The organism is uncultured Pseudomonas sp. (assembly GCF_913774235.1).
Classification (GTDB): domain Bacteria; phylum Pseudomonadota; class Gammaproteobacteria; order Pseudomonadales; family Pseudomonadaceae; genus Chryseomonas.
This window is the reverse complement of record NZ_CAJYDW010000019.1, coordinates 303,240-322,240: the sequence shown is the minus strand read 5'-3', so window position 1 is coordinate 322,240 and position 19,001 is coordinate 303,240. Positions and strand designations below refer to the sequence as shown.

At 63.4% G+C, this 19,001-nt stretch carries 17 protein-coding genes; 5 read left to right on the top strand and 12 right to left on the bottom strand.

All coding sequences use genetic code 11. The features are described 5' to 3' along the window. The first annotated feature begins 71 nt into the window (after nucleotides 1-71). The 3 genes from QZ471_RS22040 (at nucleotide 72) to QZ471_RS22030 (ending at nucleotide 1,885) form a co-directional block, all read left to right on the top strand. Nucleotides 72-416 carry a hypothetical protein gene (locus QZ471_RS22040; protein WP_295467881.1) on the top strand — a complete coding sequence of 115 codons (345 nt, stop codon included), beginning with the start codon at nucleotides 72-74 and terminating at the stop codon, nucleotides 414-416. Between the two features lie 69 nt (nucleotides 417-485). Beyond that, nucleotides 486-1,349, top strand: a complete 864-nt coding sequence (locus tag QZ471_RS22035; RefSeq protein WP_295467879.1) for an EamA family transporter — start codon at nucleotides 486-488, stop codon at nucleotides 1,347-1,349. A gap of 41 nt (nucleotides 1,350-1,390) precedes the next feature. After that, nucleotides 1,391-1,885: a gluconokinase gene (locus tag QZ471_RS22030; RefSeq protein WP_295467877.1), complete on the top strand. Its 495-nt coding sequence runs from the start codon at nucleotides 1,391-1,393 to the stop codon at nucleotides 1,883-1,885. Between the two features lie 18 nt (nucleotides 1,886-1,903). Here the strand turns inward: QZ471_RS22030 and QZ471_RS22025 are convergent, their stop codons facing one another. The 9 genes from QZ471_RS22025 to QZ471_RS21985 all read right to left on the bottom strand — a co-directional run bounded on the left by QZ471_RS22025 (nucleotide 1,904) and on the right by QZ471_RS21985 (nucleotide 11,861). Beyond that, nucleotides 1,904-2,698: a thymidylate synthase gene (locus QZ471_RS22025; protein ID WP_295467875.1), complete on the bottom strand. Its 795-nt coding sequence runs from the start codon at nucleotides 2,696-2,698 to the stop codon at nucleotides 1,904-1,906. Nucleotides 2,699-2,919: 221 nt separating this feature from the next. After that, nucleotides 2,920-3,816, bottom strand: a complete 897-nt coding sequence (locus tag QZ471_RS22020) for an ABC transporter permease subunit (protein ID WP_295467873.1) — start codon at nucleotides 3,814-3,816, stop codon at nucleotides 2,920-2,922. After that, on the bottom strand, nucleotides 3,813-4,721 hold the full coding sequence (locus tag QZ471_RS22015) for an ABC transporter permease subunit (protein WP_295467870.1): 909 nt from the start codon (nucleotides 4,719-4,721) through the stop codon (nucleotides 3,813-3,815). Before QZ471_RS22015 ends, QZ471_RS22020 begins: the two co-directional genes overlap by 4 nt. Next, the gene (gene potA / locus QZ471_RS22010) at nucleotides 4,718-5,872 is read right to left on the bottom strand and encodes a polyamine ABC transporter ATP-binding protein (RefSeq protein ID WP_295467868.1); all 1,155 of its coding nucleotides are present in this window, start codon (nucleotides 5,870-5,872) and stop codon (nucleotides 4,718-4,720) included. The genes QZ471_RS22015 and potA overlap by 4 nt, the downstream gene beginning before the upstream one ends. A gap of 55 nt (nucleotides 5,873-5,927) precedes the next feature. Further along, nucleotides 5,928-6,968: a polyamine ABC transporter substrate-binding protein gene (locus tag QZ471_RS22005; protein ID WP_295468309.1), complete on the bottom strand. Its 1,041-nt coding sequence runs from the start codon at nucleotides 6,966-6,968 to the stop codon at nucleotides 5,928-5,930. A 167-nt stretch (nucleotides 6,969-7,135) separates the two neighbouring features. Beyond that, a complete protein-coding gene (locus QZ471_RS22000) occupies nucleotides 7,136-8,233 on the bottom strand; it encodes a polyamine ABC transporter substrate-binding protein (protein WP_295467866.1) in 1,098 nt (365 codons plus the stop codon). 106 nt (nucleotides 8,234-8,339) lie between these two features. Continuing rightward, on the bottom strand, nucleotides 8,340-9,698 hold the full coding sequence (locus QZ471_RS21995; RefSeq protein WP_295467864.1) for an aspartate aminotransferase family protein: 1,359 nt from the start codon (nucleotides 9,696-9,698) through the stop codon (nucleotides 8,340-8,342). A 22-nt stretch (nucleotides 9,699-9,720) separates the two neighbouring features. Then, entirely contained in the window at nucleotides 9,721-11,079 is a 1,359-nt protein-coding gene (locus QZ471_RS21990) for a glutamine synthetase family protein (RefSeq protein ID WP_295467861.1), read from the bottom strand. Nucleotides 11,080-11,111: 32 nt separating this feature from the next. Continuing rightward, nucleotides 11,112-11,861 (bottom strand): gamma-glutamyl-gamma-aminobutyrate hydrolase family protein, encoded by a 750-nt coding sequence (locus QZ471_RS21985; protein WP_295467859.1) that lies wholly within the window; start codon nucleotides 11,859-11,861, stop codon nucleotides 11,112-11,114. 406 nt (nucleotides 11,862-12,267) lie between these two features. On the opposite strand from QZ471_RS21985, the gene QZ471_RS21980 reads away from it, so the two are divergent. Together QZ471_RS21980 and aguA are read left to right on the top strand one after the other, a co-directional pair. After that, nucleotides 12,268-13,644 carry a glutamine synthetase family protein gene (locus tag QZ471_RS21980; protein WP_295467857.1) on the top strand — a complete coding sequence of 459 codons (1,377 nt, stop codon included), beginning with the start codon at nucleotides 12,268-12,270 and terminating at the stop codon, nucleotides 13,642-13,644. 220 nt (nucleotides 13,645-13,864) lie between these two features. Continuing rightward, nucleotides 13,865-14,962, top strand: a complete 1,098-nt coding sequence (gene aguA / locus QZ471_RS21975) for an agmatine deiminase (protein ID WP_295467855.1) — start codon at nucleotides 13,865-13,867, stop codon at nucleotides 14,960-14,962. 62 nt (nucleotides 14,963-15,024) lie between these two features. Here the strand turns inward: aguA and QZ471_RS21970 are convergent, their stop codons facing one another. The 3 genes from QZ471_RS21970 to desA form a co-directional block, all read right to left on the bottom strand. Then, nucleotides 15,025-16,389: an OprD family porin gene (locus QZ471_RS21970; RefSeq protein WP_295467852.1), complete on the bottom strand. Its 1,365-nt coding sequence runs from the start codon at nucleotides 16,387-16,389 to the stop codon at nucleotides 15,025-15,027. 219 nt (nucleotides 16,390-16,608) lie between these two features. Then, nucleotides 16,609-17,586 (bottom strand): sensor domain-containing diguanylate cyclase, encoded by a 978-nt coding sequence (locus tag QZ471_RS21965; RefSeq protein ID WP_295467849.1) that lies wholly within the window; start codon nucleotides 17,584-17,586, stop codon nucleotides 16,609-16,611. A 114-nt stretch (nucleotides 17,587-17,700) separates the two neighbouring features. After that, on the bottom strand, nucleotides 17,701-18,894 hold the full coding sequence (gene desA, locus QZ471_RS21960) for a delta-9 fatty acid desaturase DesA (protein ID WP_295467848.1): 1,194 nt from the start codon (nucleotides 18,892-18,894) through the stop codon (nucleotides 17,701-17,703). Nucleotides 18,895-19,001: the final 107 nt, after the last annotated feature.

Sequence of the window (19,001 nt, the reverse complement as noted above, 5' to 3'; positions counted from 1 at the left end):
CGAATTTCTCACAGGGCGCTGTCTAAGCTGTAGGTATAGGGATCGGTTGTAGTATCCCGCGAGGAGGCCCCATGGCTATCTTCCGTCGCGTTGCCTTGTTGTCCGCGTTGCTGTCCGCTCTGACGGCCTGTGCCAGCTATCACGATCAGTTGATCGCCCAGGGCTATCCGCCCGCCTACGCCGACGGCTTCAGCGACGGTTGCCAGACCGGCAAGCAGGCGGTCAACGGCATCGGCTACGTGCACAAGGACCTGCGCCGCTTCGCTGCGGAGAAGCCCTACCAGCAAGGCTGGGACGCCGGCTACGCCCGTTGCGTGCAGGTCGCGCAGAGCGAAGAGCAGCAGCGCTACCTCGAGCAGGTCCACGAGAATCGCGATAGCCCCGAGCAGCTGCGCCTGCGCTCCAAAACACATTGAGGTCGCAGTTGAACTTGCGGCACAGGTAGGATGACCTATGCTGGCGGGCCCGCTAGTCGAGCCCTGCCGATGTCTGCCCGCTCTCCGCTGTTCGCCGTCGCCCTCCTGCTGGTCGCCATGACCTCGATCCAGGCCAGTGCCAGCCTGGCCAAGACGCTGTTCCTGCGCCTCGATCCGGTGGGCGTCACCACCCTGCGACTGATCTTCGCTGCCCTGGTGCTACTCGCCGTGCTGCGGCCCTGGCGCACCTTTCGCCGCGAGGCCCTGGGCAGCCTGCTGGGCTATGGCGTCGCCATGGGCGTGATGAACCTGACGATCTACCTGGCCATGCAACGCCTGCCGATCGGCATCGCCGTGGGCCTGGAGTTCGTCGGGCCACTGGTGGTGGCGATCTGCGCCCTGCGCCGCTGGCTGGACCTGCTATGGATAGCCCTGGTGATCGCCGGCCTGGCGGTGCTGCTGCCCTTCGGCCACAACACCTCGGCACTCGATCCCCTGGGTACCGCCCTGGCCCTGGGCGCCGGGGCCTGCTGGGCGATCTACATCGTGCTGGGCAAGCGGGCGGGCGCGGTACACGGCACCGGGACGGTCGCCTTCGGTGCCACCATCGGCGCCCTGGTCATCCTGCCCATCGGCATCGCCCACAGCGGTGCCCATCTGCTGCAACCCGACATCTGGCCCCTGGCACTGGGCCTGGCACTGCTGTCCACGGCGATTCCCTATGCCCTGGAAATGGTGGCGCTGACCCGCCTACCCGCGTCCACCTTCGGCACCCTGATGAGTCTGGAGCCCGCACTGGGCGCCCTCTCCGGCTGGGTGTTCCTCGGCGAGATTCTCGGCCTGCCGCAGTGGTTCGCACTGGCCTGCATCATCGCCGCCTCCATCGGTGCCACCTGGAGCAGTCGTCTGCGGCCGGAGCAAACGCCGCTCTAGGGACTCTATAGCGAGGCGAACCCTCACGCGGAGTGCCGACGATGATCTACCTGATAATGGGCGTCTCGGGCAGTGGCAAGACCACCCTGGGCGAATTGCTCGCCAGCCGACTGGGCTGTCGTTTCGACGACGCCGACACCTTCCACAGCCAGGCCAACAAGGACAAGATGGCCCAGGGCATCGCCCTCACCGATGAAGATCGCTGGCCCTGGCTGGACGCCATCCACGCCGCCATGCAGCAGGCCCAGGCCGAGGGCACGACACGGGTGTTCGCCTGCTCGGCACTCAAGCAGGTCTATCGCGATCGGCTGCTGGACGGGCTCGCAGGTGTTCGCCTGCTGTTCCTCAAGGGCTCGCCGGAACTGCTGGCCGAGCGCATCGGCAAGCGCCGTGGCCACTTCTTCGACCCCAAGCTGCTGCAGAGTCAGCTCGACACCCTGGAAGCGCCTGGAAACCTGGATGCCCAGGTACTGGACGTGCGCAAGCCGCCGGAACAGCTGGTGGATGAAGTGCTGGCACACGACCGGACCGCCTGAAGCGATCCGGCCGCAGACTCAGATGGCGACTGGCGCCTTGATGTGCGGATGGGCCTGGTAGCCCTGCAGCTCGAAGTCTTCGAAGCGAAAGGCGAACAGATCCTGCACCGCCGGATTGAGCTGCATGGTCGGCAGCGGCAGGGGGTCGCGAGTCAGCTGCAGATCAGCCTGCTCCAGGTGGTTGGCGTAGAGATGGCAGTCGCCGCCGGTCCAGATGAATTCACCCGGTTGCAGGCCGGTGACCTGGGCCACCATCAGGGTCAGCAGCGCATAGCTGGCGATGTTGAAGGGCACGCCAAGGAAGATGTCGGCGGACCTCTGATACAGCTGGCAACTCAGGCGACCGTCGGCCACGTAGAACTGGAACAGCGCATGGCACGGCGGCAGGGCCATCTCATCCACCAGCGCCGGATTCCAGGCCGAGACGATCAGCCGGCGTGAATCGGGCTTGGCGCGGATCATGTCCACCACTCCGGCGATCTGGTCGATGTGGCGACCGTCCGGTGCTGGCCAGCTGCGCCACTGGTAGCCGTAGACCGGTCCAAGCTCGCCGTTCTCGTCGGCCCATTCGTCCCAGATGGAGACGCCGTTGTCCTTCAGGTAGCGAATGTTGGTATCGCCCTGCAGGAACCACAGCAGTTCGTGGATGATGGATCTGAGGTGGCACTTCTTGGTGGTGACCAGGGGGAAGCCATCGGCCAGATCGAATCTCATCTGGTAGCCGAACACGCTATAGGTGCCGGTGCCGGTGCGGTCGCTCTTGAAGGTGCCGTGGTCGCGCACATGGCGCATCAGGTCGAGGTACTGTTTCATGGGGGCCGCTTATCGTTGCAGTGCTTCGAATTTTAGCAAACAACCGCCCTCACCCTAACCCTCTCCCACAGGGAGAGGGACGAAGCGTCACCTAGCTGCCAGCCGGCGGCGCCCGAGGGGTCGCCGTTTCCCGTGCTCACATCCTCGCAGTGCATGGCCGGTTGGCAAACAGCGGCCCGCACCCTGACCCTCTCCCGGCGGGAGAGGAAACGAAGCACAACTCAGCTGTTGGCCGGCGGGGCTGTGAGGGTCGTCGTTTCGCGTTCGCGCTGGGTGATCTCGGAGGTCGTGGCATCCATGGCTTCCTGCAGCCCCTGGATACGCTTCTTCTCGGCGCGGCGGGTGAAGTACCAGGCCAGGAAGGTGAACAGCGAGACCGCCAGCAGGATGAGGCTGGCGATGGCGTTGATCTCCGGCTTCACGCCCAGGCGCACGGCGGAGAACACCTCCATCGGCAGGGTGGTCGAGCCGGGGCCGGAGACGAAGCTCGCCAGCACCAGATCATCCAGCGACAGGGCGAAGGACATCATGCCGCCCGCCGCCAGCGAGGGCGCGATCATGGGGATGGTGATCAGCAGGAACACCTTCCAGGGCCGGGCGCCCAGGTCCATGGCCGCTTCCTCGATAGAGAGGTCCAGCTCGCGCAGGCGCGAGGACACCACCACCGCCACATAGGAGGCGCAGAAGCTGGTGTGGGCGATCCAGATGGTCACCACGCCTCGGTCCTGGGGCCAGCCGATCAGTTGCGCCATGGAGACGAACAACAGCAGCAGCGACAGGCCGGTGATGACCTCGGGCATGACCAGCGGCGCCGTGACCATGCCGCCGAACAGGGTACGGCCGCGGAAGCGCGGGATGCGGGTCAGCACGAAGGCCGCCAGGGTACCGAGGATCACCGAGGAGATGGCCGTGTAGAAGGCGATCTCCAGGGAGCGGAACACCGCGCTCATCAGCTGATTGTTGTCCAGCAGGCCGACGTACCACTTCACCGACCAGCCGCCCCAGACGGTCACCAGGCGCGACTCGTTGAAGGAGTAGATGACCAGGATGACCATCGGCAGGTAGATGAACAGCAGTCCCAGCACCAGCATCAGGTTGGTGAACTTGAGGCCTCTCATAGTTTGCCCTCCAGTTCTTTAGCCTGGTTTTTGTTGAACAGCACGATGGGCACGATGAGGATCAGCAGCATCACCACCGCCAGGGCCGAGGCCACCGGCCAGTCGCGGTTGTTGAAGAATTCCTGCCAGAGCACGCGGCCGATCATCAGGGTCTCCGGGCCACCGAGCAGTTCGGGAATGACGAATTCGCCCACCGCCGGGATGAACACCAGCATGCAGCCGGCGATGATGCCGTTCTTCGACAGCGGCACGGTGATCTTCCAGAAGCTGGTGAAACGGCTGGCACCGAGGTCCCCCGCCGCTTCCAGCAGGGTCAGGTCGTGCTTCACCAAGTTGGCGAACAGCGGCAGGATCATGAACGGCAGGTAGGAATAGACGATGCCCAGGTACACCGCGAAGTTGGTGTTGAGCATCTGCAGCGGATTGCTGATGATCCCGAGACTCATCAGGAAGCTGTTGATCAGGCCGTTGGTGGAAAGCAGCCCCATCCAGGCGTAGACGCGGATGAGGATGGCGGTCCAGGTCGGCATCATGATCAGCAGCAGCAGGACCGTCTGCTTCTCGCGGCTGGCACGGGCGATGGCATAGGCCATCGGGTAGCCCACCACCAGGCAGATCAGGGTGCTGATGCCGGCCATCTTCAGCGAGCCGAGGTAGGCGTCCAGATACAGCGGATCGCCGGCGAACATCAGGTAGTTGCCGAAGTTGAGCGCGATATCCAGTTGCTGGTCGGCGTAGCTGAACAGCTCGGTATAGGGCGGGATGGCCACGTCCGCCAGCGAGAAGCTGATCTTCAGCACGATCAGGAACGGCAGCAGGAAGAACAGTAACAGCCAGACGAAGGGCACGCCGATGGTCAGGCGGCGGCCATCCAGCAGGCGCTTGAGCAAGGGAGGTCTGGTCATGCTTGCAGTACCACGCCGCTGTCGTCTTCCCAGTACACCACCACGGGATCGTCCCAGGTGGGCCGCTTGCCGAGGCGCTCGGCGTTGGCGATGAAGCATTGGACGATAGGCCCGGTAACCAGCTTGACGTAGTACACCGAATGGCCGCCCAGGTAGGCGATGTCATGCACGGTGCCGCTGCACCAGTTGTAATCCGGATGTTCATGATCCGCCGGCAGGCTGGTGCCCATCAGCAGCTTTTCGGGCCGCACCGCGAAGGTGATCTGCTTTTCCTGGGCGCGGGTGCTGATGCCGTGACCGATGTAGATCGGGCGCTCCAGTTGCGGACTCCGGATGATGGCGTGGTCGGCGCCGTCGTCGGTCAGCTCGCCATCGAAGATATTGACGCTGCCGATGAACTCGCAGACCAGCCGGCTCGCCGGGGTTTCGTAGATGTCCATGGGGCTGCCCACCTGGGCGATCCAGCCCAGGTGCATGATGGCGATGCGCTCGGCCATGGTCATGGCCTCTTCCTGGTCGTGGGTTACCATCACGCAGGTCACGCCCACGCGCTCAATGATCTCCACCAACTCCAGCTGCATCTGCGAGCGCAGCTTCTTGTCCAGGGCGCCCATGGGCTCGTCGAGCAGCAACAGCTTGGGCCGCTTGGCCAGGGAGCGCGCCAGGGCTACCCGCTGGCGCTGGCCACCGGAGAGCTGGTGCGGCTTGCGCTTGGCGTACTGGGTCATGTGCACCAGCTTGAGCATCTCGGCCACGCGGGCGTCGATCTCGGCCTTGGGCAGCTTGTCCTGCTTGAGGCCGAAGGCGATGTTCTGCTCCACGCTCATGTGCGGGAACAGCGCATAGGACTGGAACATCATATTGATCGGCCGCTCGTAGGGCGGCATGTCGGTGATGTCCACGCCATCGAGGAAGATGCGTCCTTCGCTCGGCCGCTCGAAGCCCGCCAGCATGCGCAGCAGGGTCGACTTGCCCGAACCCGAGCCGCCGAGCAGGGCGAAGATCTCGCCCTTGTTGATGGTCAGGGAGACGTCGTCGACAGCGACGGTTTCATCGAACTTCTTGGTGACCCGGTCGATCTTGACCAGGACTTCCTTGGCTTTCTGGTCGCCGGTGGCGGCTTTCTTGAAGGCACTGGTGGCGGTCGCCATGTACATCTCCCCAGGAAAATCGAGGGACCGGCCCGGCCGGTCCGCTTAGCGTTGATTATTTACCGGACTTGACCCGCGTCCAGCTGCGGGTCTCCAGGCGCAGGATCTGCGGGGGCAGCTCCTTCATGACGTACAGCTTGTCCATCACCGCTTGCGGGGGATAGACGGTCTCGTCCTGCCGCAATTCGGCATTCATCAACTCGCCAGCCTTGGGATTGGGGTTGGCGTAGCCGACGTAGTCACTGACCTTGGCGATCACCTCGGGCTGCAGCAGATAGTTGATGAAGGCATGGGCCTCCTTCACGTTCTTGGCATCCTTGGGGATGGCCAGCAGGTCGAACCAGAGGTTCGCGCCTTCCTTGGGAATCGCGTAGCCGATGTTGACGCCCTTCTTCGCCTCCGCGGCACGCGAACGTGCCTGGAACACATCGCCGGAGTACCCGAAGGCCACGCAGATATTGCCGTTGGCCAGGTCCGAGATGTACTTGGAGGAATGGAAGTAGGTGATGTACGGACGCACCTTGAGCAGTTGCGCCTCGGCCTTCTTGTAGTCTTCAGGGTTGGTGCTGTTGGGGTCGAGCCCCAGGTATTGCAGGACGGCCGGATAGACCTCATCGGGCGAATCCATGAAGGAGACGCCGCACTTGCTCAGCTTCTTGAGGTTCTCGGGTTCGAACAGGATGGCCCAGGAATCGAGCTTGTCGGTGCCCAGCGCGGCCTTGACCTTGTCGACGTTGTAGCCGATGCCGTTGGTACCCCACAGGTAGGGAACCCCGTACTGGTTGCCCGGATCGCTCTTTTCCAGCTGCTTGAGCAGCGCCGGATCGAGATTCTGCCAATTCGGCAACTGGCTTTTGTCCAGCTTCTGGAAGGCGCCCGCCTTGATCTGCTTGGCCAGGAAGTTGCTCGAGGGCACCACCACGTCGTACCCGGTGTGGCCTGCCAGCAGCTTGCCTTCGAGGGTCTCGTTGGAGTCGAACACGTCGTACACCGGGGTGATGCCGGTGGCCTTCTGGAAGTCTTCGAGGGTGGTCTCGCCGACGTAATCGCTCCAGTTGTAGACACGTACGGTCGGCTCGGCGACGGCAGTGCCCATGACGGTCAGGGTGGTCACGGCCAGCAGGGTTTTACGCAACGAAAGCACGGGCGGCTCCTTGGTGGGTGGGCATCGGTACCGATGCCCTTTCAGCGGTCCATACAGACGTACGGCACGCCGGAGTCGATCCGGCGTGCCGTCCTTTCATCCGCGCGAGGCGGAAGACATCACTTGCCGGACTTGATGGTGGTCCAGGTACGCGTCATCAGACGCTGAGTCTTGGCCGGAAGGTCCGGGAAGGCATACAGCTTGGTCATGGTTTCCTGGGTCGGGTAGATGCCGGGATTGGTGCGGATCTCTTCGGCCACCAGCGGGGTCGCCGCCTTGTTGCCGTTGGGATACTGCACGTAGTCGCTGATCGCGGCGATCACCTTGGGCTCCATGATGTAGTTGATGAACTTGAGCGCGCCCTCGGGGTTCTCGGCGTCCTTCGGAATGGCCATGGTGTCGAAGAAGGTACCGGCGCCTTCCTTGGGAATGTTGTAGGCCACGGTCACGCCGTTCTTGGCGTCGGCCGCACGGGCCTTGGCCTGGGCGATGTCGCCGGAGTAGCCGACGGCCACGCAGACGTTGCCGTTGGCCAGGTCCGAGATGTACTTGGAGCTGTGGAAATAGGTGATGTACGGACGCACCTTGAGGAACAGGTCCTCGGCGGCCTTGATCTCCTTGGGATCCTGGCTATCCGACTTGTAGCCGAGGTAGTGCAGGCCGGCCGGGATGATCTCGGTGGGCGAATCCAGCACGGCGACACCACAGCCCTTGAGCTTGGACAGGTTCTCAGGCTTGAAGATCAGGTCCCAGGAATCCACCGGGGCGTTGTCACCCAGCGCAGCCTTGACCTTGGCCGGGTTGTAGCCGATGCCGATGGTGCCCCACAGGTAGGGGATGGCGTACTTGTTGCCCGGATCGCTGACTTCCAGGGTCTTCATCAGCTGCGGATCCAGGTTGCCGTAGTTGGACAGCTTGGATTTGTCCAGCGGCTGGTAGACGCCGGCCTTGATCTGCTTGGCCAGGAAGGAGTTGGACGGCACCACCACGTCATAGCCGGAACGGCCGGCCAGCAGCTTGGCCTCGAGGGTCTCGTTGCTGTCGTAGACGTCATAGACCACCTTGATGCCCGACTCCTTCTCGAAGTTGGCGATGGTGTCCTCGGCAATGTAGTCGTTCCAGTTGTAGACGTGCAGCACCTTGGGATCCGCCGAGGCGTTGCCGGCGAAGAGGCCGGCCAGGCTCAGCGCTAGAAGAGTCTTGCCAAAAACATTCATGCGGTGGTGCTCCTCAGGTCATCGTTTGGTCTGTTTTTCTTGGTGCGCGGCCAGCGCCCGCGCGCAGTCTGGCAAGGTCCGCCGCTCGGCTCAAGCCTTGCGGCCATTAGCCACGGTCACGCAGTACCGCATGGGTCTGATCGAGGCTCCGGCGAGCCAGGGTGACCAGCTCGTCGATGGACTCGTGGGTGATGACCAGGGGTGGTGCGATGATCATGGTATCGCCCACCGCCCGCATCACCAGGCCATTGCGGAAACAGTGCTCGCGGCAGAGCATGCCTGCCCCGCCCTCGTAGCGAGTCCGCGTCCGCTTGTCGCGCACCAGTTCCAGCGCGGCGAGCATGCCGACGCCACGGGTCTCGCCCACCAGGGGATGATCCGCCAGCTCCGCCCAGCGTTTCTGCAAATAGGGTGCCGTGCTGCTGCGCACCCGCTCGACGATGCCCTCGTCGCGCAGGAGGCGGATGTTCTCCAACGCTACGGCCGCCGCCACCGGATGCCCGGAATAGGTGAAGCCGTGATAGAACTCGCCGCCCTCGTCCAGCACCTTGACCACTTCGTCGCGCACGATAACCCCGCCCATGGGCACGTAGCCGGACGTGAGCCCCTTGGCGATGGGCATCAGGTCTGGGGCATTGCCGTAGTATTGGCTGCCGAACCATTCGCCGGTACGGCCGAAACCGCAGATGACCTCGTCGGCGATGAAGAGAATGTCGTACTTGGCAAGGATCTCGCGCACCCGCGGCCAGTAGCTTTCCGGCGGGATGACCACGCCACCGGCGCCCTGGATCGGCTCGGCGATGAAGGCGGCGACGCGTTCTTCACCGACTTCGAGGATCTTCTGCTCCAGCTGATCGGCCGCCCAGATGCCGAATTCTTCTGGACTCTTCTCGCCGCCTTCGCCGAACCAGTAGGGCTGCGGAATGTGGACGATGTCGGGCAACAGACCGCCCTGCTCATGCATGGCCGCCATGCCGCCAAGGCTGGCGCCAGCCATGGTCGAGCCGTGGTAGCCGTTCCAGCGGCCGATGACCACTCGCTTCTCCGGCTGACCCTTGATCGCCCAGTAGTGGCGCACCAGGCGCAGCACGGTGTCGTTGGCTTCCGACCCCGAACCGGTGAAGAAGACATGGTTCATGCCCTCCGGCGCCAGCTCGGCGATGGTCTTGGCCAGCTCCAGCACCGGCGGATGGGCGGTCTGGAAGAACAGGTTGTAGTAGGGCAATTCGCGCATCTGGCGGCTGGCCGCCTCGACCAGCTCCTCCCGCCCGTAGCCGACGTTGACGCACCACAGCCCGGCCATGCCGTCGAGGATGCGCTGGCCATCGCTGTCCCAAAGGTGCACGCCCTCGGCCTTGGTGATGATGCGCGCGCCCTTTTCGTTGAGCTGGCGGTAGTCGGTGAAGGGCGCCAGCAGATGCCGGCGACTCAGGTCCTGCCAATGGGCGGTGGTGTAGCTGTTCACGAAGCCTCTCCTCGGATCGCGCTCAGACGCTCAGCAGCAGGAATTCCCGCTCCCACGAACTGATCACGCGCTTGTAGTTCTCGTGCTCGGCGCGCTTCACCGCGACGTAGCCACGGGTGAAGCGATTGCCCAGGTAGCGTTCCAGGGTCGCCGACTGTTCCATGCGCTCCAACGCCGCCTCCAGGGTCAGCGGCAGGCGCAAGTTGCGACGCTCGTAGCCGCGCCCCTGCACCGGTGCGCTCGGCTCCACGCCCTCCACCATGCCCAGATAGCCGCAAAGCAGACTAGCAGCGAGGGCCAGGTAGGGATTGGCGTCGGCTCCGGCCAGGCGGTTCTCCACCCGGCGATTCTGCGGATCGGATTCCGGTACCCGCAGGCCGACGGTGCGGTTCTCCTCGCCCCACTCCACGTTCACCGGCGCCGAAGTATCGGGCAGGAAGCGGCGGAAGGAATTGACGTTGGGCGCGAACAGCGGCAACGCCTCGGGGATGTACTTCTGCAGTCCGCCGATATGGTGCAGGAACAGCTCGCTCATGCTGCCGTCGGGGTTGGAGAAGACCGTCTTACCGGTCTTGGGATCCACCACGCTCTGGTGCAGGTGCATGGCGCTGCCCGGCTCGCCTGTCATGGGCTTGGCCATGAAGGTGGCGGTGACATTGTGCTTGAGGGCCGCCTCGCGCAGGGTGCGCTTGAAGACGAAGATCTGGTCGGCCAGGTGCAGCGGATCGCCATGACGGAAGTTGATCTCCATCTGGGCGGTACCTTCTTCATGGATCAGGGTATCCAGATCCAGCTCCTGGGCTTCACACCAGTCGTACATGTCCTCGAACAGCGGATCGAATTCGTTGGCGGCGTCGATGGAAAAAGACTGGCGCCCGGTCTCCTGGCGGCCGGAACGACCCACCGGGGGTTGCAGCGGATAGTCGGGATCGTCGCTGCGCTTGGTCAGGTAGAACTCCATCTCCGGCGCGACGATGGGCTGCCAGCCACGTTCGGCGTAGAGCTTGAGCACCTTCTTGAGCAGGTTGCGCGGCGACAGTTCGATGGGGATGCCGCGCTTGTCATAGGTGTCGTGGATCACCAGGGCGGTAGGCTCCAGCGCCCAGGGCACCAGGAAGATCGCCCGGTCATCCGGTCGGCAGTGCATGTCGATGTCGGCCGGGTCGAGCAACTCGTAGTAGATGTCGTCGTCGACGTAGTCGCCGGTCACGCTCTGCAGGAGCACGCTCTCCGGCAGGCGCATGCCCTTTTCGTTGAGGAACTTGGCGGTGGGTGAAATCTTGCCGCGGGCGATGCCGGTCAGGTCGGCGACCAGACATTCCACTTCGGTGATCTTGCGTTCTTTCAACCAGGCGGTCAGCCGGTCAAGGGGGGTGCTCATAAAGACCTCGAAGGTTCGAGCGGGATAGACAGTCAACGACCGGCAGCGCGCTCCTGGCAAGCGGTGCCGAACGCCTTGAACAGGGCAAGGTACACGGGATGGCTGCGCACCTGCCATTCCGGGTGCCACTGCACACCGCAGGCGAAGGCACGGGCGTCCTTCACAGAAACGGCTTCGATCAGGCCATCGGGGGCCAGCGCCTCGGCGCGCAGTCCAGGGGCGAGCCGGTCGATGCCCTGGCCATGGATGGAATTCACCTCGAAACTCGCCGGCAGGTCCAGGTCCTCGAATACCCCACCCGGCTGGACCTCGACCGGATGGTGCAGGCCATAGTGCTCTTCCAGCGTCTCGCCCCGCTCGCGGTGATCCATGAACGGACCGGCCTCGTGGACTTTCTGGTGCAGGCTGCCGCCGAAGGCCACGTTCATCTCCTGGAAGCCACGGCAGATGCCCAGCACCGGCACGCCCGCGGCCACGGCGGCGCGCAGCAGCGGCAGGGTCACGGCATCCCGGGCGGCGTCGTGGAGGGTACCGGGTTCGCTGGGCGTACCCTGGTAGTGGTGGGGTTCGACATTGGAGGGCGAACCGGTGAACAACAGCCCATCGAGCCGCTCCACCAGCGCCTGGGTAGCGATGAGATCGGCCAGGGCCGGGATCACCAGCGGCATGCCCCCGGCACCCTCCACCACCGCGCGCAGGTACTTGTCGCCGGCGATGTGGAAGGGATGCAGGCCAAGTTGCTTGGTACAGGCTGTGACACCTATGAGCGGCAGCGTGGACATGGGACACCGGGGCGATCTGGGATCATCCGAGCCTAGTCTTGTTCGTTTTTTTTCACAACCACCGGCAAAAACTTTCGAGATTCTGCACAGACGAGCTCTGAAGCGGCTCATTTATGGCCGGGGAATGCGCCAAAAACAGGCGCTCGCGCACCACCGGCGGGCAAGCTCGACCCCAGTTGACTTTGGCCTGCCTTTCGGATTGACTCCAGTGTGGTAACTCCGCTGATTGATATTTTTAACAGGGGCGCTGGCAAAGCGTCGGAGCGCAGGCGAGACCGTACTCTCAGGTCGCTGTCGGATCGACAGCGGGCACTCGTGCCCTCACTGCGGTTGGCCCACTGGGCAAACAGGCGCGTCAGGCGCTAACCGTTTTGTCGAGCGCAGCCAAAAGCAAAGGTGTTTCATCATGTCGGTACCCCCGCGTGCCGTTCGTTTGGATGAAGCGACCGACTTCCTCAGGGAACACCCCGAGGTCCAGTTCGTCGATCTTCTGATTGCGGATATGAATGGCGTGGTGCGTGGCAAACGCATCGAGCGCAACAATCTGCCCAAAGTCTTCGAGAAAGGAATCAACCTCCCCGCTTCGCTCTTCGCCCTCGATATCACCGGCTCCACCGTCGAAAGCACCGGTCTTGGTCTCGACATAGGCGACGCCGACCGCGTCTGCTTCCCCATCACCGGCACCCTTTCCATGGAGCCCTGGCAGAAGCGCCCCACCGCGCAACTGCTGATGACCATGCACGAGATGGAAGGCGAGCCCTTCTTCGCCGACCCCCGTGAGGTCCTCCGCCAGGTCGTCCAGCGCTTCGACGAACTCGGGCTAACCGTCTGCGCTGCCTTCGAGCTGGAGTTCTATCTGATCGATCAGGAGAACATCAACGGCCGCCCGCAACCACCGCGCTCGCCCATTTCTGGCAAGCGGCCCCAGTCGGTCCAGGTCTATTCCATGGACGACCTCGATGAATATGCCGACTGCCTGCAGGACATCATCGACGGCGCTCGTGCCCAGGGTATTCCGGCCGACGCCATCGTCGCCGAATCGGCGCCGGCGCAATTCGAGGTCAACCTCAACCACGTCGCCGACCCGATCAAGGCCTGCGACTACGCCGTGCTGCTCAAGCGCCTGATCAAGAACGTCGCCTACGACCATGAGATGGATACCACCTTCATGGCCAAGCCCTATCCGGGCCAGGCGGGCAACGGCCTGCACGTGCATATTTCCCTGCTGGACAAGGAAGGTCGCAACATCTTCGCCGGCGAGGATCCCGAGCAGAACGCCGCCTTGCGTCACGCCATCGGCGGTGTGCTCGAGACCCTGCCCGCCTGCATGGCCTTCCTCTGCCCCAACGTGAACAGCTATCGCCGCTTCGGCTCACAGTTCTTCGTGCCCAATGCCCCGAGCTGGGGCCTGGACAACCGCACCACTGCGCTGCGCGTCCCGACCGGCACCCCGGAAGCCCATCGCATCGAGCATCGGGTAGCGGGCGCCGACGCCAACCCCTATCTGCTGCTGGCTGGCGTCCTGGCCGGCGTGCACCATGGCATCACGCGGCAGATCGAGCCCGGCCCGGTCACCGAGGGCAACTCCTACGAGCAGCACGAGCAGAGCCTGCCGAACAACCTACGCGACGCCCTACGCTATCTGGACGACAGCTCGGTGATGGCGGAGTACATAGATCCCAAGTACATCGACATCTTCGTCGCCTGCAAGGAGCACGAGCTGGAGGAGTTCGAACACTCCATCTCCGACCTTGAGTACAACTGGTACCTGCATACCGTGTGAGCCGCGCCTTGCCGATCGCTCTGGAATTGATCGGCAAGGCTCCTCCACTCGCGATCGGCGGCTCCCCGCCTCCCGCATCGCGGACACTCCGTACCACTCAGAAGATAGACTGCGGACTTCGCGCGCCCCATGGTGTACCGGCTGCAACCCTCCCGGACGCTCCCGCGCCAACTGTCCCGCACCTTCCAAAGCCACGAAGACTCTGACGGAGAGCCTTGCCATGACCACCCTCACCACGCCGCGTGCCGACGGCTTTCACATGCCCGCCGAATGGGCCGACCAGCGCCAGATCTGGATGGTCTGGCCCGAGCGCGCCGATAACTGGCGCCTCGGCGGCAAGCCAGCGCAGGCCGCCTTCACCGCCGTCGCCCAGGCCATCGCTCGCTTCGAGCCGGTCACCGTCGGTGCCTCCGCAGGCCAGTACGAGAATGCCCGGGCGCGCCTGCAGCACCCGAACATCCGCGTGGTGGAAATCAGCAACGATGACGCCTGGTGCCGCGACACCGGCCCCACCTTCGTCAGCGACGGCCACGGCGGCGTACGCGGCGTGGACTGGAGCTTCAATGCCTGGGGCGGCCTGGATGGCGGTCTCTACTTTCCCTGGCAGCGCGACGACCAGGTGGCCGGCAAGATCCTGGCGATCGAGAATCTGCCGGGTTACCGCACACCGGACTTCGTCCTCGAAGGCGGCTCCATCCACGTGGATGGCGAAGGCACCCTGATCACCACCGAGGAATGCCTGCTCAATCCCAATCGCAATCCACATCTGGATCGCTCCGAGATCGAGCGCTACCTGAGCGACTACCTGGCGGTGGACAAGGTCGTCTGGTTGCCCCACGGCCTCTATAACGACGAGACCAATGGTCACGTGGACAACTTCTGCTGCTACGTGCGCCCCGGGGAGGTACTGCTGAGCTGGTGCGACGACGCAGCGGACCCCAACTACAGCCGCTGCCGCGAGGCCTTGGCCGTGCTGGAGCGAGAGACCGATGCCCGCGGCCGTCCCTTCAAGGTGCACCGCATCGTCACCCCCGGCCCGCTGTTCGCCCGCGAGGAGGAATGCCGCGACGTGGACGTCTGCCTGGGCACCCAGCCTCGGCGTGCCGGCGAGCGCCTGGCCGCTTCCTACGTCAACTTCCTCATCGTCAACGGCGGCATCATCGCCCCGACCTTCGACGTCCCTGAGGACGCCGAGGCCTTGCGCACCCTGCAGGCCTGCTTCCCGGAACATGAAGTGGTGCAGGTGCCCGGTCGCGAGATCTTGCTGGGGGGCGGCAACATCCACTGCATCACCCAGCAGCAGCCGACCGGTCGCTGAGGTTTTTTGCGGCGATAAAAAAGCCCGTCTTGCGACGGGCTTTTTCTTGACCTGGACGCGGCTTAGAGCAGCGGCAGGGTGTAGCTGACGATCAGACGGTTCTCGTCCTGATCACGCTGGGTAGCGGCCGGCAGGTCGGTACGCAGCATGGCGTTACGCCAGGTGAAGCCCAGACCTTTCAGCTGGCCTTCCGGAATGACGTAGCTGACGGTCAGGTCGCGCTCCCACTCCATGAAATCACTACCAGCGGAGGTGCGGATGTTGTCGCCGCGCTGATAGATGACACCAGCGGTCAGGCCCTTCACGCCCAGCTGACCGAAGTCATAGGAGTAGCGAGCTTGCCAGGTGTCTTCGCCGGAACGGGTGAAGTTGTTGATCTGAATATCGGTGATGGTGTAGGTCGAAGCACCACCAGCCTCGTTCAGATACGGGAAGTTGCTGTCGCCGCTGGTGTTCTGGTAGCCCAGGCCCAGGGTGTGGCCGTAGATGGAGTAGGTGAACAGGCCGCTGTAGAGACGGTTATCCACTTCGCCACGGGTACGGGTGCCACCGTAGTAGCCCGAAGAAGCATAAAAGGCGCCTTGGGTATCGGCGTCCTTGTTATCGCCATTGCCTTTGCTATTGAAGTAGCGCAGGTCGGTCTTGAAGGTACCGTCGCCCAGCTTGACGCTGTGGGTCAGACCCAGGAAGTGCTGGTTGTAGAAGTCTTCCAGCTGACCGAAGTAGTACTGCAGGGTCAGGTCTTTGGTGACCTTGTAATCACCGCCGATGAAGTTGAACTTGTTGCTGTCACGTGCAGTGGTACCGCTGTTGGAGCCAGCGATGGACAGTTGGTCCTGATCGGTGGAGTTACGGTTTTTCGCGCTCTGCAACTGGCCGCCGGTCAGGGTCAGGTTCTTGATGTCCTTGGACGTCACCTGAGCACCTTGGTAGGTCTGCGGCAGCAGACGACCGTCGTTGAAGACCACAACCGGCAGCTTGGGCATCAGGGTGCCGTAGCGGAACTCGGTTTCGGAGATCTTCATCTTGGCAGTAGCACCGACGCTTGAGAACTCGTCGACGGAGCTGTTGTCGGTCTCGCGCGGGAACATGGTGCCCGGCTGGTTGGAGTTGGTAGCACGACCGGCATGGCCGCTGCCATCAAGGCGCAGGCCCAGCATGCCGATGGCGTCGACACCGAAACCAACGGTGCCCTGGGTGAAGCCCGACTGATAGTTCAGCAGGAAGCCCTGGCCCCACTCCTCGACCTTGGAGGGGTTGCGGGCAGCGTAGGAGGCTTCGTTGCGGTTGTCGTTGTTGTAGTAGAAGTTGCGCAGGCTCAGCGTGGCTTTGCTGTCCTCGATGAAGCCGGCGGCTTGCGAGGCGGCGATCAGGGACAGGTTCAGGCAGGCTGCGGAGACCGCAACCACCAGGGGCTTCTTGACCATATGTGCTCCAAGGGTAAATCGTTGTTATGCAGTCACCAGAGGTGTCAGCGCCTGCTGGTGAAATGCCCGACGGGCCATGCGGAAGGGAAAGCTAGAGGGCTTTTGTTTCAATTTGAGGAATTTTCCGTGCCTGATCGACTTTTTGATTGCGATCTCCAGCACAGTCCCCCTGCCACTGTCTTCCACGTTGCGAAAGCTAATTGCAAAAAAGCATTTCGTCTAGCCGTGAACGATCTGATCTTTACCCTGCCGCTTGGCTTGGTACATGGCCTCGTCCGCGCGTACGTAGAGGGTATCGAGCGAAACATCACCCTCACGCAGTACCGCCAAACCCTGACTGATGGTTACTTTGAGTGGACCATCGGTCGTGGGGACCGCGAGCTGCCGAACCGCGCGTTGTAGACGGCTTCCGATCTGCAGGGCGAGTTCTGCATCGCAACCGGGCAGCAGCAGCGCGAACTCTTCACCGCCGATGCGACCGAACAGGTCGCCGCGCCGGGTGGTCTGGGCCCCGCATTCGGCAACACGCTGTAACACCTGATCGCCCATCTGGTGGCCGAAACGGTCGTTGATCTTCTTGAAGTCGTCGATGTCGAGCAACAGGAAAGCCAGGGACTCGCCTTCGCTCTGGGCGAACTCGAAGGCGCGTTGCGCGCTTTCGAAGAAATGCCGGCGGTTGCTGCTACGGGTCAGGACATCGGTGGTGGCGAGCCGCTGCAGCTCTTCCTCCATGCGTTTCTTTTCGGTGATGTCTTCGGCGATGCCTACCACCAGCAGGGGCATGCCCGCCTCGCTGCGCTGGCTGACGAAGCACTTGTCGCTGAGCCAGCGGATCTCCCCGTCGGCGCGGATGATACGGTACTCCCGCGACTCCACGGCACCCTGGTCGATCACTTGCTCCAACGTGCGCTGGGCGTACTCGAGGTCATCCGGATAGATGTTGTTGAGCCAGGTGCTGTAGTCGCTCAACACCAGCGACTGGGAGCGGCCGAAGATCTGTTCGTAGGCGGGGCTAACGTAGATGATCTGCCGGGTGCGCCAATCCAGCGCCCAGAGCACGGCGTTGACGCTTTCCAGGAGCGCGCTGAACAGCTGCTCGCGATCACGCAGGCGGTCTGTCTCGGCCCGGGCATGCAGCAGAGCCAGCAGATTCTCCTCCGGGGTGGGAAGAGCAGACAGCAGGGGTTGTTCGTCCATAATACAAATGCGCCTACGCGGGGTCCTGAGGGGATTAGAGCCGATCAGAGCCCGCCAGGTTCAATCAGTGCACGGCGCCGCCCGCCGCTTCGGCGGGCTTTTGTGAAGCCCTTCTCAGGCGGTCCCGGCAGGCCTCAGGGAGTAGGTCTTCAGCTGCTCGGCGAACTCACGCAGGGACTGGATGCCACTGGCCTCCGCCTCGCCAATCCACTGCCGGGTCGCCGCCAGCATGTCGTGTCCGTTGGCGCTGGTGCGCGCCCAGATCTGTTGCAGCGCCAGGCGCTTTTCGTAGATCAGCCTGAGCGCCTGGCTGTGCTCGAGGAGTTCGTCGATGCGCAGCTGATGACGGGCCTTTAGCAGGCTGGTTTCGCGAGCCAGCAGGCCACGGGCACGGCGGAACAGCGGACGCTGGGCGGGGGCGGCGCTGCCACGCTCCTGACGCAGCAGCGGGCCGATCACCTGCTTGCGGTACTGGGCCATGATCTGGAAACGGTTGTTGAGGATGGCCATGGCGGTATCCATGTCCAGCTGTCCCTTGCCCTCGATGCGATGGGCGATGGGCGCGATGCGATTGACCTTGGCCAGACGCAGCCAGGTGAACAGCTTGATCCAGGCCCAACCCATGTCGAATTCCCAGCGCTTGACCGACAGCTTGGCCGAATTCGGATAGGTGTGGTGGTTGTTGTGCAGCTCTTCACCGCCAATGACGATGCCCCAGGGCACCAGGTTGGTCGCGGCGTCGCGGCATTCGAAGTTGCGATAACCCACCGCATGGCCCAGGCCATTGACCACACCGGCGGCCCAGAAGGGAATCCAGACCATCTGGATCGCCCAGACGGTGAGGCCCAGGGCACCGAACAGGGCGACATCGATCAGCAGCATCAGCACGACGCCCAGGTTGCGAGTACGCTGATTGGAATAGAGCTTGCGCTCGATCCAGTCGTCCGGGCAGTTCTTGCCATAGATACGCAGCGTCTCGGCGTTACTCGCCTCGGCCTTGTACAGCTCGGCGCCACGGCGAACCACCGTGGCCAGCCCCTTGTGCACTGGGCTGTGGGGATCGTCCACGGTTTCGCATTTGGCGTGGTGCTTGCGGTGGATGGCGGTCCACTCACGAGTGTTCATCGCCGTGGTCAGCCACAGCCAGAAGCGAAAGGCATGCTTGAGCGCAGGGTGCAGCTCCAGCGATCGGTGGGCGGAGTAGCGATGCAGGTAGACGGTGACGCTGACGATGGTCAGGTGGGTCAGCACCAGGGTGACCAGCACCAGTTGCCAGACCGTCAGGTCGAGCAGGCCGTTGTAGCTCATGGACGCAGAAGACCTCGCGCGAGATGGTGTAGTGCAGCTGTCACGGAAAGTTCAGTGAACAGGCGTTCGCGCATTATTGACAGGGTGGCGGAGAAATCCACCCCTCC